We start from the raw sequence: 13,929 nt of genomic DNA on the forward strand, positions 1-13,929 counted from the left end.
AATGAAAAGAGTAGTTTTAACTTTTGGCTTGTTCCTATTAACTTCATTGGGATTTGCTCAAGAAGATAGTTACCAGTTGTCTACGCATATTTTAGATATCTCAGAAGGCGCTCCGGCAGCAAATGTTGCTATTAAACTTGAAAAAAGAAATAATAAAACGGAATCCTGGGACTATGTTTCCGAAAATTTAACCGCCGAAAATGGCCGGGTTAATGACTTTCTTCCTGCCGGGCAAAATAATAATGGAATTTATAAGTTCACCTTTTTTGTAAATGAATATTATAAAGAAAAGGGCAAAGAAACTTTTTATCCATTCATAGAAGTAGTGTTTGAAATTAAAGATGAAAAACATTATCACGTGCCCATTACACTTTCTGCATTTGGTTATTCCACCTATAGGGGAAGTTAAATAATACTTTTAAAATTGGCAGGGGCAAAACCGTAGTTACTTTACAATTATTAGTATAGACCCTACAGTAATTATAGGTTTATGCCCCCTTGCCAATGCTTGTTTATATTTTAGTAGTATTTTTAAATGAAACAGCTAAGTAATTCAGTATTGTACCTAATGAGTATTGCAGCCGGCCTGGTAGTGGCAAACTTGTATTACAATCAGCCGCTGCTTCACCAAATAGCTGTAAGCTTTTCTGTAAAAGAATCGGCTGTAAGTAATGTAGCTCTTGCTACGCAGTTGGGTTATGCCCTTGGTTTATTAATCATTATTCCACTAGGTGATAAGGTATCTAATAAAAAGATTTTACACGTTGATTTCTTTTTAATGATTTTGGCATTAATAGCTACGGCAGTCTCAAATTCTTTGTTGTTACTTGTTATTAGTAGTTTTTTTATAGGTTTTACATCGGCTATTCCGCAACTTTTTGTTCCCATGGCAGCCGAGTTGTCCAATGATAAAGGCCGTGGTCGTGCCATAGGAATTGTAATGAGTGGTTTGCTTATTGGTATTTTAGGAAGTCGGGTAATAAGTGGATTGGTTGGGGAACAATTTGGTTGGAGGGCCATGTATTATGCCGCTGCGTTAATTATGTTAGCACTCTATATATTGCTCCAACTTAAATTACCGGCAATAAAACCCAGTTATAAAGGTAGTTATGCCACTTTAATGAAATCTCTTTGGTTTTATTTAAAAACGGAACCTGCTCTAAGGTTGGCAGCAATTAGGGGAGGATTGGCTTTTGCAGGATTAAGTGCTTTTTGGACTACCCTGGTTTTCTTAATGGAAGATTCTTTTGGCTACGGCAGTGATGTTACGGGAGCTTTTGGTCTTTTTGGGATTTTAGGAGCCCTGGCGGCTACTGTAGTAGGTAAAATAAATGATAAGGTTGATAAAAATAAGATTATTCTATATTCAATTATTTTACTTATCCTGTCCTGGGGTGTTTTCTTGTTTTCAGCAAAGTCTTTAATAGGTTTAGTAATTGGGGTTACATTAGTAGATCTTGGTCTACAGGCTTTACATATTACGAATCAAAATATTATCTTTTCAAAGAACCCAGAGGCACGCAACCGGGTAAATACAATTTATATGGTAAGTTTTTTTATTGGTGGAGCGCTAGGTACCAGCCTGGGTGCCATAGCCTGGGAACATTTTAAATGGAACGGAGTTTCCATTTTAGGAATTCTTTTGTCTCTTGCCCTACTTTTGGTATACTTAGTGTATAGAGGTAAAAGCCCTTCTTAACTAAGAGTTACCTGAAGAAATAGAAAGTATATCTTATAGGTTTTCTGTACTTAAAAAGTATAATTTAATTCTTGCTTTGGAGTTAACAGGGGTTAGTGGTAAATGCCTGAAAATAGAAACTAATACCGGGAGCTTTCAATATTCATAAATTAGAAACCAAAGAAAATATGAGAAAAGCTCAAGCTAATTTTACACAAAATGATGTAGAACATTTAAAACACTGCCTTGCTTTGGCTAAAGAGGCTTTTGAGGCCGGCGATGAACCTTTCGGTTCTATTTTAGTCAATAAAAACAAACAGGTAATCGCCTCGGCCCGAAATAGGGTTAATGAAATTAATAACCTGGCCCATCCTGAAATTGAATTGGCCCATTGGGCCGCAAAAAATCTTTCTAATGAAGAGAGAAGCACTACTGCTATGTATACCAGCGGTGAGCATTGCCCTATGTGTGCTGCAGCCCACGCCTGGGTAGGATTGGGAGAAATCGTTTATTTAAGTTCAGCAGCCCAATTGGGTACCTGGTTGGCAGAAGTGAAGGCCAAACCTGCTCCTCTTAATTTTATTCCGGCCGAAAAAATTATTAAGAATACCAGTATTAGAGGTCCTTATGAAGGAGAACTTCTAGAAGAAATTAAAGATTTACAAATAAAATACCATAAAAATAACTAAGATGAAAAAGAATATAATTGGATTGACCCTTATACTTTTAACAACCATAGCTTGTAATACCTCAAAAAAAACACAGGAACCTGCAGATAATGTTGTTACTAACTTTTCAGATAAAGAATTAATTACTAAAGAAAAATGGATTCTTACAGAATTAGAAGGCCAGGAAATAACTGGCAATAAAGATAACCACATTTATTTTACTTTAAATGCAAATGAGAATAGGATACAGGGATTTTCCGGATGTAATACTTTTATGGGAGAGTATAACCTGAATGAGAATAACAGAATTAGATTTTCTAAGCTGGCTTCTACCCGGATGGCCTGTTTTGATACTCCTGTTGCAGAAAGCGAAGTTTTAAAAGTTTTTGAACTGGCTGATAATTATACTATTAAAGATAATTTGCTAATGCTTAATATAGGTAGGCGAAGCCCTTTGGCTGTTTTTAAGAAATCTACTCCTGAAATTGTAGGAAAGTATTGGAAACTTAAAACCCTTGGGGGCCAGGAGGTGAAAATGGGCGAAAACCAGGAAAGGGAAATCCATTTTATATTGGAGTCAAATACCAATAGAATTAAAGGCTTTGCCGGTTGTAATACATTTAATGGTACCTATGCTTTAGAAGAAGGCAATAGAATTAATTTCTCTCAAATGGCAGCTACCTTAAAGGCCTGTTCTAATCTTACCATAAACGAATCGGAGTTTTTAAAGGTTTTTGAGCTGGCGAATAATTATACTATTAAAGAAGATGTTTTAAATCTAAATATTGGAAGGCGAGCACCTTTAGCTGTTTTTGAAGCGGTTTATTTTCATTAAAAAAGCCTCATAATCGTTTTTAGTAGCGTTCTAAATTTCCAGATTTAAATCTGGAAATTTAGATTGGGGTAACATGGGTATATAATGTTTTATTCAATTCACTTCATTATCTAGATTTACCCCTATATCTGCTGGGGCTTCAAATCTTTACTCCAAATCAAAAGCCCTTTCTATTTAATGCCCCTGGTTTTCAAAAAGGCGTTTTACTAAACATTTTTGGCAGTAATATCCACATATCCTATGTATGCCTAATTTAAAGATGAAGTAAAAAAGTATACGACTACAGCCAATACCCATTATTTTAAGAGGTTTTATTTGGAATAACCATAACCCATACCCCTTGCTTTGGACTTAGATTTAAAGCAAGATATTTAAAAAAATCAGAGGGCGATTATTTATTGATGAGATTTTTAATTATCTTATGTAATTGGTATTCAGTGTATTTTTGTGATTTTTTATCTCTTTTCTATGAAAAAATCAAACACTTTTAAAGTCTAAATGCATAATAGCTATAATAGAAATTGTGTGTATAAAATTTCTGAAATTTAAGCGTAAAAGATAAAAAGAGATCAATATGTTCTAATATCAAAACAATTTTATTGAAACGGAAAGATAATTACGAAATCATAAGAAATATGAATGCAACTCAAAGTCATAAAAACGGCGCCTCTTTAAAGCTATTGCTAGTAATATTTTTATTTAGTATAAATACCGTAGCGCAAGATAAAGAACAATTTCTCACAGCAAAAGAAAGTGAACCCAGCAATTTTGGTTGGATGCAGGGCTTTCCTCCGGCAGAAGATAAAGTGCTTCATACCTGGGACGGTTCGTTTTTTAAGTTTCCGGCATTAAGATGGAGTGTTGTACATATGCGGGAAATGTTGCCTACGCAAAATGTATCAAGGGGATTAGGTGCTCCAGAGCCATTTCAGTATAACCGGGATCCCTATATTGATTCTTTGAGTTTTATACCGTGGAATGCTACAAAGCCTATGACCTGGGAAGCTTCACTTTGGGAAAATTACACCGATGGTATGATTATTTTGCACAAGGGAAAAGTTGTTTATGAACGCTATTTTGCCGAACTTACAGAGAGTGATGTTCATGCCGTAATGTCCTTAACAAAATCTTTTACAGGTACTTTAGCTTCAATTCTTGTTGCTGAAGGTTCACTGGACGATAAGAAATTGGCATCTTTCTATGTACCCGAGTTGGAAAAATCGGCTTATGGTGATGCTACCGTACGCCAGGTAATGGATATGACCACAGCCCTTAATTACAGTGAAGATTATGCCAATCCTAAAGCAGATATTTGGGAGTTTTCTGCCGCGGGTAACCCATTGCCCAAACCTAAAAATTATAAGGGGCCCGTAGGTTATTATGAGTATCTTGAAACTGTAGAAAAACAAGGTGAACATGGTGAGGTTTTTGGCTATAAAACCGTAAATTCAGATGCGCTGGGCTGGATAATCTCAAGAGCAACTGGAAAATCGGTAACCCGTCTCTTATCAGAAAAAATATGGAGTAAAATAGGAATGGAGCAGGATGCCTATTACCAGGTAGATAGTAAAGGGATAGCTTTTGCCGGAGGAGGCTTAAACGCCGGTTTACGGGATTTAGCGCGCTTTGGGGAACTAATTAGAAACAAAGGAAACTGGAAGGATAAACAAATTTTTCCGGAAGCTGCCGTTTACGATATTATGAAAGGAGGCAGTAAAGAAGCTTTTACAAAATCTAATCATTCAAACCTAAAAGGTTGGTCTTATAGGAATATGTGGTGGATAACAGAAAATGAGAATACTGCATTTACAGCACGCGGAGTTCACGGGCAAACTATCTATATAGATCCTGCAGCCGAAATGGTAATTGTTCGCCTTGCTTCCCACCCCATAGCGGGTAATGCCGCCAACGATGCTACCTCTTTGCCAGCTTATAAGGCAGTAGCAAAATATTTAAGTAATAAATAGAAAACTACCTCGGGGCAAGCCTACGAGACATTTTGTAAACAAATTTTTAATTTCGAGGCAAGCCTTGGGGTATTATATCCTTTGGCGATGCCAATAAAAAATATAATTATGAATACATCAAAATTATTCGATTTAGAAGGAAAAACAGCTATTGTAACCGGTGGTGCCAATGGAATTGGAAAAGCAAGTTGTAAAATACTGGCTGCTCACGGGGCTAAAGTGGTAGTTTCAGATTATAACCTGGAAGCGGCCAAAGAAGCGGTAAATGAAATAAATGAGGCAGGAGGGGAAGCTATTGCCATAGATTGCGATGTGACCAAAGATGAAGCTTTGCTAAATTTGGTAAATAAGACCATTGAAAAGTTTGGCGGGATACATATTCTTGTAAATAACGTAGGGGGTGGAGGCGCCGGAAGGGAAAGCCCGTATGATATAGAAGTGGAACAATTTATAAAGGTATATGAAATGAACGTTTTTAGTATGTGGCGACTTTGCCAACTGGTGGCACCACATATGAAGGAAGCTGGTTATGGGAGTATTATCAATATGTCTTCCATGGCTTCTATAAATAAAAGTCCGGCTATTAGTGCATACGCATCCTCTAAAGCCGCTATTAACCATATGACCAGAAATTTGGCTTTTGATTATGGTCCTGATGAAATTCGCATTAATGCTATTGGTCCCGGTGCAGTGCGCACCCATGCGCTTAGTACGGTACTTACTCCCGAAATAGAGAAAAGAATGTTAGCGCGTACCCCTATTAAACGATTAGGAGAGCCAGAAGATATTGCCGGGGCGGTATTGTATTTTGCCGCACCTATATCTAGTTGGACTAGCGGTCAGGTGTTGTTTGTAAATGGAGGGGGAGAACAAACCTTAGATTAAAGCTTTTAATAAAATAGAAAAGAAAAATAAATTCCTCTTGGCAAAACTTGTAATATTAAATTTCGATTATTTAGTAAAAATTGCACTTTTATAGTTTTCTAAATCTAACAACTAGCACAGCTAATAGAATAAAAATAGAAAGTAGAAATAAAATGGTAATTTGGTTTTCTACCCACAGTGAATAATAAAAACTCTTGTGCAAGTATAATGAAGATCCAAATGCAAGAAGTATGAAAAGCGTGAGAATTTTAATTTTTTTTAGTTGCATATAGTATTTCATTAGAAAACTGAATTAAAGCCCTCAAACCTTATACCTGTTATTGCAATTAGTTTTAATGAATAATGCTAAGTGTTTCGTTTTTAGTGTTTTGTGTGTTTTGTTGCTGTTTGCGAAGTAATTTTAAATGGGGTGAATAGTACCACCTGGAGAAAATTGTACCACGAAATAAATTCAAAAAAAGAGGCTGTTTGAAATGTCTAGTTTCGTCGAGCTGAACTTGTTTCAGCTTCTAAGATGTTTAGATTATCATTCTTTTATATCCTGAAATAAATTCAGGATGACGATCTGAAGAACTTTTCAGACAGCCATTTTCTTTACATACTAACTTAACTTATAAGCTTAGAATTTTATTGAAATCGGGTAGTTCTATGTTCGATTTCTCGATGCGGTCAAACTCATTTGTTGCGGGATTGTATCTATAGTCTTTCTCCCAAACAGTTTTATTTGTAATAATTTTTTTTAGGGCATCTAAAATATATAGAACTTCTTCATTGGTCATAATTGGATGGAGTGAAATACGTACCCAGCCTGGTTTTTCTTCTAGATTTTTTTGGGCTATTCCCGTGCTAATTTTTTTTGAATGATTTTTATCTATTTCAAATAAATAATGAGCATAGGTACTGGCACAAGACCAACCTCCACGAACCTGAATTCCAAATCTATCGTTTAGTAAGCGAACAACCAGGTTATAATGAAAACCTTCGAGGTTTAAAGAAACACAACCAATTTGATCATTTTCTTTATTACCCAAAAGAAGCAGTTGAGGGATGTTAGCAACATTATCGTAAAAAAGCTCTAAAAGTTCCTTTTCCCGAAGTTTCATACGTTGCGTATTCATTTTATCTTTTAAGCTTATGGCTAATGCGGCCCGCATTACCTGCAAAATTCCTGGGGTGCCTCCATCTTCCCGAACCTCCAGTTCTTGGGAATAAGCATATTTTCCCCAGGGATTGGTCCATTTTACATTACCACCTCCCGGATTATCGGGAATGCTGTTTTTCTGTAAGTTTTCATTATAAATAAGCACTCCACAAGCCCCAGGCCCTCCAAGAAATTTATGAGGAGAAAAGAAAATAGCGTCCAATTTTTCTTCTTTTGCTTCAGGGTGCATGTCTATCGCTACATACGGCGCCGAAGCAGCAAAATCTACAAAGCAATAGCCATTATAGCGATGCATAATTTTTGCTAATTCGTGGTAGGGAGTAATGACACCGGTAACGTTAGAACAGGCTGTAAAGGAGCCTATTTTTAGTTTTCGGTTTTTATATTTCTCTAACTCAAGTTCTAAAATTTTTGGATCAATAAGATTATTTTTTCCGGGCGGAATAATAACCACCTCTGCATTGGTTTCATACCAGCATACCTGATTTGAATGATGCTCCATATGACTTATAAAAACTACAGGGCGATCTTTTTCTGCCTGCGTTTCCGGGGTTTTATCCAAAGATAAAATGCGTTGTAATTTTCTTAGGGCACCGGTCATTCCTGTGCCTGTGGTGACCAATATATCTTCATTGTTCGCATTTACATGCGTTTTTATAATTTTACGAGCTTCATGATAAAGATAAGTTGTGTTTTTTCCGCTTTCGCTAGAGAAAGAGTGGGTGTTGGCCATCATGGGGCCAACTTTATTACAAATAATATCTTCAATAGGTTGGTATAAGCGGCCACTGGCAATCCAATCGGCATAAAGCAGGTTTTGTTTTCCGTAATCTGTATAAAAGCTGTAATCGTTACCTATGGTGTTATTGCGAAACTCTGCGAATTGTTGTTCCAGTTTACTGTTTTTAATAACATTAACTGTTGATTCCATGCTGAACTATTTTTCTTGAAATTTTTTAACTCCTTTTTTTAGCCAATTTAGGTATTCCTCAATATCTGGCGTGTACCCAACGGGATCCAGCAAGTTACGTTCTTCTAAATCCATAAGCACATAAAATGGTTGTGCATTTGCTTTATATCTTAGGGTTTGAAATTCACTCCATTTCTGGCCAATATACTTTAATTTTTTTCCACTTATTTCTGAAATAATATTTTCGTCTTCCGGTAATTTTCGTTTGTCATCTACATAAAGCGAAATGAGTACAATATCATTTTTTAGAATTTGTAGAATTGCAGGATCGCTCCATACACGTTCTTCCATTTTTCGACAATTTACACAGGCATGTCCTGTAAAATCTATCATTACCGGTTTATTTACTTGTTTGGCATAGGCCAATCCTTTTTCATAGTCTGTAAAAGCTAGAATATCATGCGGTCCTAAATGGGCACCATCGGGGAAATCTTTTTCTGTAACTCCTGTTGCTCCACTACCTAATTTGGTATATCCAACACCATAAGGAGATTCACTATAATTCATTGCCGGCGGAAATCCGCTAATTAATTGTAAAGGTGCACCCCATAAGCCCGGGATCATGTAAATGGTAAAGGCCATAACCAGCAAACCTAAACTAAGTCTTCCTACTGAAATGTGGTCTAGAGGAGAGTCATGCGGTAATTTAATTTTTCCGAACAGGTAAAAAGCCATAGCACCAAAAATAGTAATCCAAATGGCAAGAAAAATCTCACGTTCCAACCAGTGTAATTGTAACACCAAATCGGCATTAGAAAGAAATTTAAATGCTAGTGCGAGCTCCAGGAATCCCAGTACTACTTTTACCGTATTGAGCCAGCCTCCCGATTTTGGAAGGGAATTTAACCAGCCGGGAAAAGCAGCAAATAGGGCAAATGGCAATGCCAGGGCAAGTGAAAAACCAAACATACCTACAAAAGGTGCAATTCCGCCTTTAGAGGCAGCTTCTACCAAAAGGGTTCCTACAATGGGCCCTGTACAGGAAAATGATACGATAGCCAGGGCTAAGCCCATAAAGAAAATGCCTATAATTCCGCCATTATCGGCTTGTTTATCTACTTTATTCGCCCAGGAATTAGGTAACATAATTTCAAAAGCTCCTAAAAAGGATATGGCAAAAATAACAAGAATGATAAAGAATATGAGGTTGAACCAAATGTTAGTGGATAAGGCATTTAAGGCACTTGCACCAAAAATCCAGGTAACAATTCCACCTAAAAAAAGGTAAATTACAACGATAGAAACACCATAGATAAGGGCATTTTTTATGCCTTTAGCCCGGGTTTTACTTTGTTTTGTAAAAAAGCTAACCGTCATGGGAATCATAGGAAAAACACAGGGGGTAAGCAAAGCTGCAAAACCTGAAAAGAAAGCGATAATAAAAATGGTCCATAAACCTTTTTTCTTTTGTTTTCTGGTATCTGCAATGGCAGTTTCTGAAGATTTTTTAGGTTTGGAAACCTGACTTTCCTGTTCTTTTGTTATTTCATTACCGGTATTCAAAGTAAGAGGAACACTCTTAGAAAGATTAAACTCCAGGTCTACATAAGTAGGAGGGAGGCAGCGTTCGTCATCACATACCATAAAGGCTACTTCCCCCTGTATACTTTTTAAACTTTTGTTTGTTAATTTGATTCTTTGTCTAAACTCAGCCTGGTTTTCAAAAAAGGTGATTACCATGTTAAAGACAGGATCGTTTATGGTGCGACCTTCCTCTTCCAGGGTGTTTCCTACTAGCTCATAGCCTGCATCCGGCTCATAACTAAAGCTTGTTGGAATGGGCCCATTTTCTGGCACTTGCTGAGAATACAAATGCCAACCCGGTTCTATTTGAGCATTGATGACTAATTCAAATTCGGTCTCCGATATTTTTTCTACGCTTGTAGACCAATTAACCGGATCATAGATTTGGGCATCTACTTTTGCTGATATAAGTAAAATGAGAAATAGTAAATACTTTACACCTCTTTTGAAAAACCTGTTGCTAAGTTTAAGAATCATAATTTATTTATTCTTTAAAAGAGCCAGATTTGATAATAATAAACTGTTCTGGCTTAATGTATTTTTTAATTGCCTTATTCACCTCTTTTAAGCTTAATTTTTCAATCTCTTTTGGGTAGGTAGCAATATAAGAAGGGTCTTTTCCCTCCTGTAGGTATGTTAAGATAGTATTCGCCATACCTCCGGTTGTGGACAGGGAAACTTTAAAAGAACCAACTATATTTGTTTTTTTATTCTGAAGTTCTTCTTTGGTAATCCCATTTTTAATCCACTTATTTATTTCCCTAAAGCTTGATTCCTCTCCTTTTTCTATCAAGCCTGGGTTAAAAGAAGCATTTACCAGCCAATAACCATCTGTAAAAGTATTACTGGACTGGTTGGCGTAAATACCGTAGGTAAGACCTTCTTTATCTCTTACTTCCTGCATTAGTCGGCCGGCAAAGCCTCCACCTAAAGCATAGGTACCTAATTTCATCGCTAAATAATCTGGGTCATTTTTAGTAAGGCCGGTATATTGTGCAATAGTTAATGTAGCACTTGGCTTTTCGGGTACCTGAATGGTTTTTGTAATTTCTTTCTTGTTTTTTACCGCTTTGGCAGGATAGTTTAGGGCAGTACCTTTTTTGGCCGATGCCGGAAAACTTTCTTTTAAAGCACTAATGGTTCCGGTTTCATTAACATCTCCCACAATTACCATTTGAATTGGCGTGTCTATATAATTTGCTTTATGAAAAGCCTTAACATCTTTTAATGTAATGCTTTCTATATCCTTTATTTGTGCTTCAAGAGATTTGGAATAATTTGGATGATTTTCAGGATAAATAGTTTGCAACAATTCAATTTGTGCCAGGGTGCCGGGATCGTCCAATCTGTTTTTTAAATTACCAACATATTGCTTCTTTAGCAACTCCAGTTCATCTTCTTTAAATGCGGGCTCGTATAAGGCCTCTGCAAGTAATTGGATAACCGAATTTGCATTGGAATTAAGCGTTTTAAAATAGAACCCGGTTTTAAAGTCTCCTGAATAGAAACTTATATTGGTTCCCATTTTTTCAAGAGCTGCCGAAAACTCGTATTTGTCTTTGGTTGCAGTCCCTTTTGATAGCATAGCAGCGGTGATAGATGCAAGGTTGCTTTTTTCGGTTGATGCTTCACCTGCATTAAAACTTCCGGTTACGGTAATAAAATCATTAACGGCAGTCTTTACCGTTACCAGGTCAATTCCCTTAACTTGTTGCCTTTTGTATTTAAACGCCTCTTTCTTTTTGCCTGGCGTAAAATCCAGGTTAGTTGCGTTTGTTTGCTCCTTTTGAGCTGTTTTTGGGTTTCTGTAGTATAAATGATTGTTGTAACCTTCCTGGAAAGCCTCAGCTTTATTTTCTGCTTGCTCATTACCAGCTGTTTTATTTTTCGGAATAAAGAACCCGGTAGTGCTTTGGTCTATGTTTAGATATTTGTTGGCAACTCTTTTTACATCTTCAGGAGTTACTTGCTTTAATTTTTCAACCCTGTTAATATAGTCGGTCCAGTCGCCTACGGCAATGGCCTCATTTAATGCTCCTGCAATTGCAAAAGAGCCATCTCTGCTCATTTTGTTATTGGCTACGGTTGCCGATACTACCCGGTTAATAGCTTCCTGGGCCACGCTATTTGTTTTAATGCTGTCAACAAGTGAACGAATTTCCTTTTTTGCTTCCTCGTGACCAAAATCGGGGGCTAAGCCTAAACCGATAGACATTAAGTTGTGATCTTTAAAATTACTAAGCTGGCTGTAAGCATAAAGGGCTTTGCCGTTGTCTGTAAATTTTTTGTTTAAAATAGCAGAAGCTCCATTGGTAAGAACCATATTCAACACACCCAAAGCAGCGTGATCTTCGTGCATTCTTCCCGGAACCTTAAAGGCTGTCATCACTACACCGGTTTGTCCCGGTTTTTTAACCGTTATTTGTCTTGGGCCTGTTTGTTCTGGCTCTTCAGTATAGGGCTGCGGAAATTCATGTGGAGCTTTAGCTATTTGACCAAAATATTTATCAACTAGTTCAAAAACTTCTTCTTTCTCGAAATCGCCAATAATAGAAAGTGTTGCGTTATTTGGCCAATAATAAGTGTCGTAGAACTCTCTTAATTTTTCGTTTGGCGCGTTTTCAATGTCAGATTTCCAGCCAATCGTAGAATGATGATAAGGATGCGCCATAAACGCTGTAGCCCATATTTCTTTAGAAAGAATACTATTAGGATTGTTTTCTCCCTGCTCAAATTCGTTTCTCACTACGGTCATCTCTGCCTCTTTATCTTCAGGAAGTAATAAAGCGTTTCGCATGCGATCGGCCTCTACTTCAATAGCCAGCTCTAAATAATCGCTTGGAATGGTTTCGTAATAATTGGTTCTGTCATTCCAGGTGGTAGCATTAAGATTAGCGCCAATATTTTGTAAAACATTGGTTACTGTTATGGTTTCAGGGTTGTATTTGGGAGTTCCTTTAAACATTAAATGTTCTAATAAGTGGGTAGAGCCGGTATTGCCGGGAACTTCGTGTTTAGACCCCACATGGTAGGTGATTTGAACCGTTACTACAGGAGCAGCTTGATCCTGGTATAGTAAAACCTGTAGATCGTTAGGTTTATAATTGTATTCTTCTATGCCTCCAAGAGACTTTAGGTGTTGGAATTTGCTCTCTTGCGCATAGCTGGTAAAAAAGCTAAAAAGAAAGATGTAAGTGCAAATTCTAAAAAAACCTTGCTTCATATTTTAAAGTTTTAGGGGTGATAAGGAAATATTTAATTTCAGGTGAAATAAATACCATGGTCCATTTATTTCTAAACCTGTATTACAGCCCTATGAGGCTAGAACACCTAAAAACCATTGTGAAATAAATGTTAATATATTGTTAAAACAATAAATGTGATATTTGAAAATCAGATTTTATTTATCCTATATGAATTTAAAAGTCTTTAAATGAATGTGTTGTGAAAGTGTGTTGTGGTGCTTTAAATCTTAGAAGTTTTGTGTAAAATGTATTCTATTTGAAAGCTTTGGGATATAAAAAAAGCAATATTAGCTTTAGAATTGTCGTTATTGTTTTAGGTTTAATCTAAAATTTTGGAGAAAACCTAATTAGAAAAGATAAATGAGTTTATAGGGGATCTGAAAACTGAAGTGTTTTAAGTATGATGATAAGGAATAAGGGGTCTTCTTTAAACTCTTCTCTTATTTTTTGATAGGCAATTCGCATTTGAGATTCCACCGATTTAACTGATAGCTCCAATTTTTCAGCAATTTCTTTGTACTTATAGCCTTGCTGTTTTAGTTCTAAAACCTGTTTGCATCGGCTAGGAAGTTTTTCAATAACTTCTCTAAGTTTTTTAATTTTTCTTTCTTGTAATTCTTCATCTACAGATATTTCTTCTCTTAGTGCTTCTTCTTTTAGCCTTTGCGATAATTTGTCTTGCTTTTTATTGACGCGCTGCATTTGCAGAAAAGAATTATATGCAGTTTTGTATAAATAACTTTTAAGAGAAATATTAATATCTAATGTTTCCCTTTTTTGCCATATAACAATAAATGTAGATTGAACAATCTCTTGTGCTGTATCCCAATCCTGGGTGTAGGATTTAATATAGGCACACAGCGGTTGGTAGTGTTTCTCGAACAAGCGGCCATAAGCAAGTGCATCACCATCTTTAAGTGCTTGTGAGAAATCTCTATTGTTCATTTATAAGGTTAAAATTTAGGGCAAGATATGTATATTAAAAAATAATTAAA

Annotated in this window: 10 protein-coding genes; 6 read left to right on the top strand and 4 right to left on the bottom strand. The window is 36.4% G+C overall.

Going from position 1 to position 13,929, the window contains the following annotated elements; genetic code table 11:
- Position 1 precedes the first annotated feature (1 nt).
- From uraH to GUB10_RS06990, 6 genes are all read left to right on the top strand, one after another.
- Positions 2–409, top strand: coding sequence for a hydroxyisourate hydrolase (gene uraH / locus GUB10_RS06965; protein ID WP_193710717.1), 408 nt, complete (start codon positions 2–4; stop codon positions 407–409).
- A gap of 126 nt (positions 410–535) precedes the next feature.
- The gene (locus GUB10_RS06970) at positions 536–1,699 is read left to right on the top strand and encodes an MFS transporter (protein ID WP_193710718.1); all 1,164 of its coding nucleotides are present in this window, start codon (positions 536–538) and stop codon (positions 1,697–1,699) included.
- Between the two features lie 167 nt (positions 1,700–1,866).
- Positions 1,867–2,367: a nucleoside deaminase gene (locus GUB10_RS06975; RefSeq protein ID WP_193710719.1), complete on the top strand. Its 501-nt coding sequence runs from the start codon at positions 1,867–1,869 to the stop codon at positions 2,365–2,367.
- Position 2,368: 1 nt separating this feature from the next.
- Positions 2,369–3,181 carry an META domain-containing protein gene (locus GUB10_RS06980; protein WP_193710720.1) on the top strand — a complete coding sequence of 271 codons (813 nt, stop codon included), beginning with the start codon at positions 2,369–2,371 and terminating at the stop codon, positions 3,179–3,181.
- 599 nt (positions 3,182–3,780) lie between these two features.
- Positions 3,781–5,148: a serine hydrolase gene (locus GUB10_RS06985; protein WP_227740339.1), complete on the top strand. Its 1,368-nt coding sequence runs from the start codon at positions 3,781–3,783 to the stop codon at positions 5,146–5,148.
- A 108-nt stretch (positions 5,149–5,256) separates the two neighbouring features.
- On the top strand, positions 5,257–6,033 hold the full coding sequence (locus tag GUB10_RS06990; protein ID WP_193710721.1) for a glucose 1-dehydrogenase: 777 nt from the start codon (positions 5,257–5,259) through the stop codon (positions 6,031–6,033).
- Between the two features lie 611 nt (positions 6,034–6,644).
- On the opposite strand, the gene GUB10_RS06995 is transcribed toward GUB10_RS06990, so the two are convergent.
- The 4 genes from GUB10_RS06995 to GUB10_RS07010 all read right to left on the bottom strand — a co-directional run bounded on the left by GUB10_RS06995 (position 6,645) and on the right by GUB10_RS07010 (position 13,879).
- Positions 6,645–8,126, bottom strand: a complete 1,482-nt coding sequence (locus tag GUB10_RS06995; RefSeq protein WP_193710722.1) for an aminotransferase class V-fold PLP-dependent enzyme — start codon at positions 8,124–8,126, stop codon at positions 6,645–6,647.
- Positions 8,127–8,132: 6 nt separating this feature from the next.
- Positions 8,133–10,166 carry a thioredoxin family protein gene (locus tag GUB10_RS07000; RefSeq protein ID WP_193710723.1) on the bottom strand — a complete coding sequence of 678 codons (2,034 nt, stop codon included), beginning with the start codon at positions 10,164–10,166 and terminating at the stop codon, positions 8,133–8,135.
- A 7-nt stretch (positions 10,167–10,173) separates the two neighbouring features.
- Positions 10,174–12,912, bottom strand: a complete 2,739-nt coding sequence (locus GUB10_RS07005) for a pitrilysin family protein (protein ID WP_193710724.1) — start codon at positions 12,910–12,912, stop codon at positions 10,174–10,176.
- Positions 12,913–13,300: 388 nt separating this feature from the next.
- Positions 13,301–13,879, bottom strand: coding sequence for an RNA polymerase sigma factor (locus GUB10_RS07010; protein WP_193710725.1), 579 nt, complete (start codon positions 13,877–13,879; stop codon positions 13,301–13,303).
- Between the last annotated feature and the right edge of the window lie 50 nt (positions 13,880–13,929).

The sequence above is a fragment of the Salegentibacter sp. BLCTC genome, from assembly GCF_015143665.1.
Lineage (GTDB): Bacteria > Bacteroidota > Bacteroidia > Flavobacteriales > Flavobacteriaceae > Salegentibacter > Salegentibacter maritimus.

Excerpts from the sequence above, each read along its gene's own strand:
- GUB10_RS06975 (WP_193710719.1), top strand. The coding sequence starts at position 1,867 with ATGAGAAAAGCTCAAGCTAATTTTACACAAAATGATGTAGAACATTTA.
- GUB10_RS06970 (WP_193710718.1), top strand. The coding sequence starts at position 536 with ATGAAACAGCTAAGTAATTCAGTATTGTACCTAATGAGTATTGCAGCC.
- GUB10_RS06995 (WP_193710722.1), bottom strand. The coding sequence starts at position 8,126 with ATGGAATCAACAGTTAATGTTATTAAAAACAGTAAACTGGAACAACAA.
- GUB10_RS06990 (WP_193710721.1), top strand. The coding sequence starts at position 5,257 with ATGAATACATCAAAATTATTCGATTTAGAAGGAAAAACAGCTATTGTA.
- GUB10_RS07010 (WP_193710725.1), bottom strand. The coding sequence starts at position 13,879 with ATGAACAATAGAGATTTCTCACAAGCACTTAAAGATGGTGATGCACTT.
- GUB10_RS07005 (WP_193710724.1), bottom strand. The coding sequence starts at position 12,912 with ATGAAGCAAGGTTTTTTTAGAATTTGCACTTACATCTTTCTTTTTAGC.
- uraH (WP_193710717.1), top strand. The coding sequence starts at position 2 with ATGAAAAGAGTAGTTTTAACTTTTGGCTTGTTCCTATTAACTTCATTG.
- GUB10_RS06980 (WP_193710720.1), top strand. The coding sequence starts at position 2,369 with ATGAAAAAGAATATAATTGGATTGACCCTTATACTTTTAACAACCATA.
- GUB10_RS07000 (WP_193710723.1), bottom strand. The coding sequence starts at position 10,166 with ATGATTCTTAAACTTAGCAACAGGTTTTTCAAAAGAGGTGTAAAGTAT.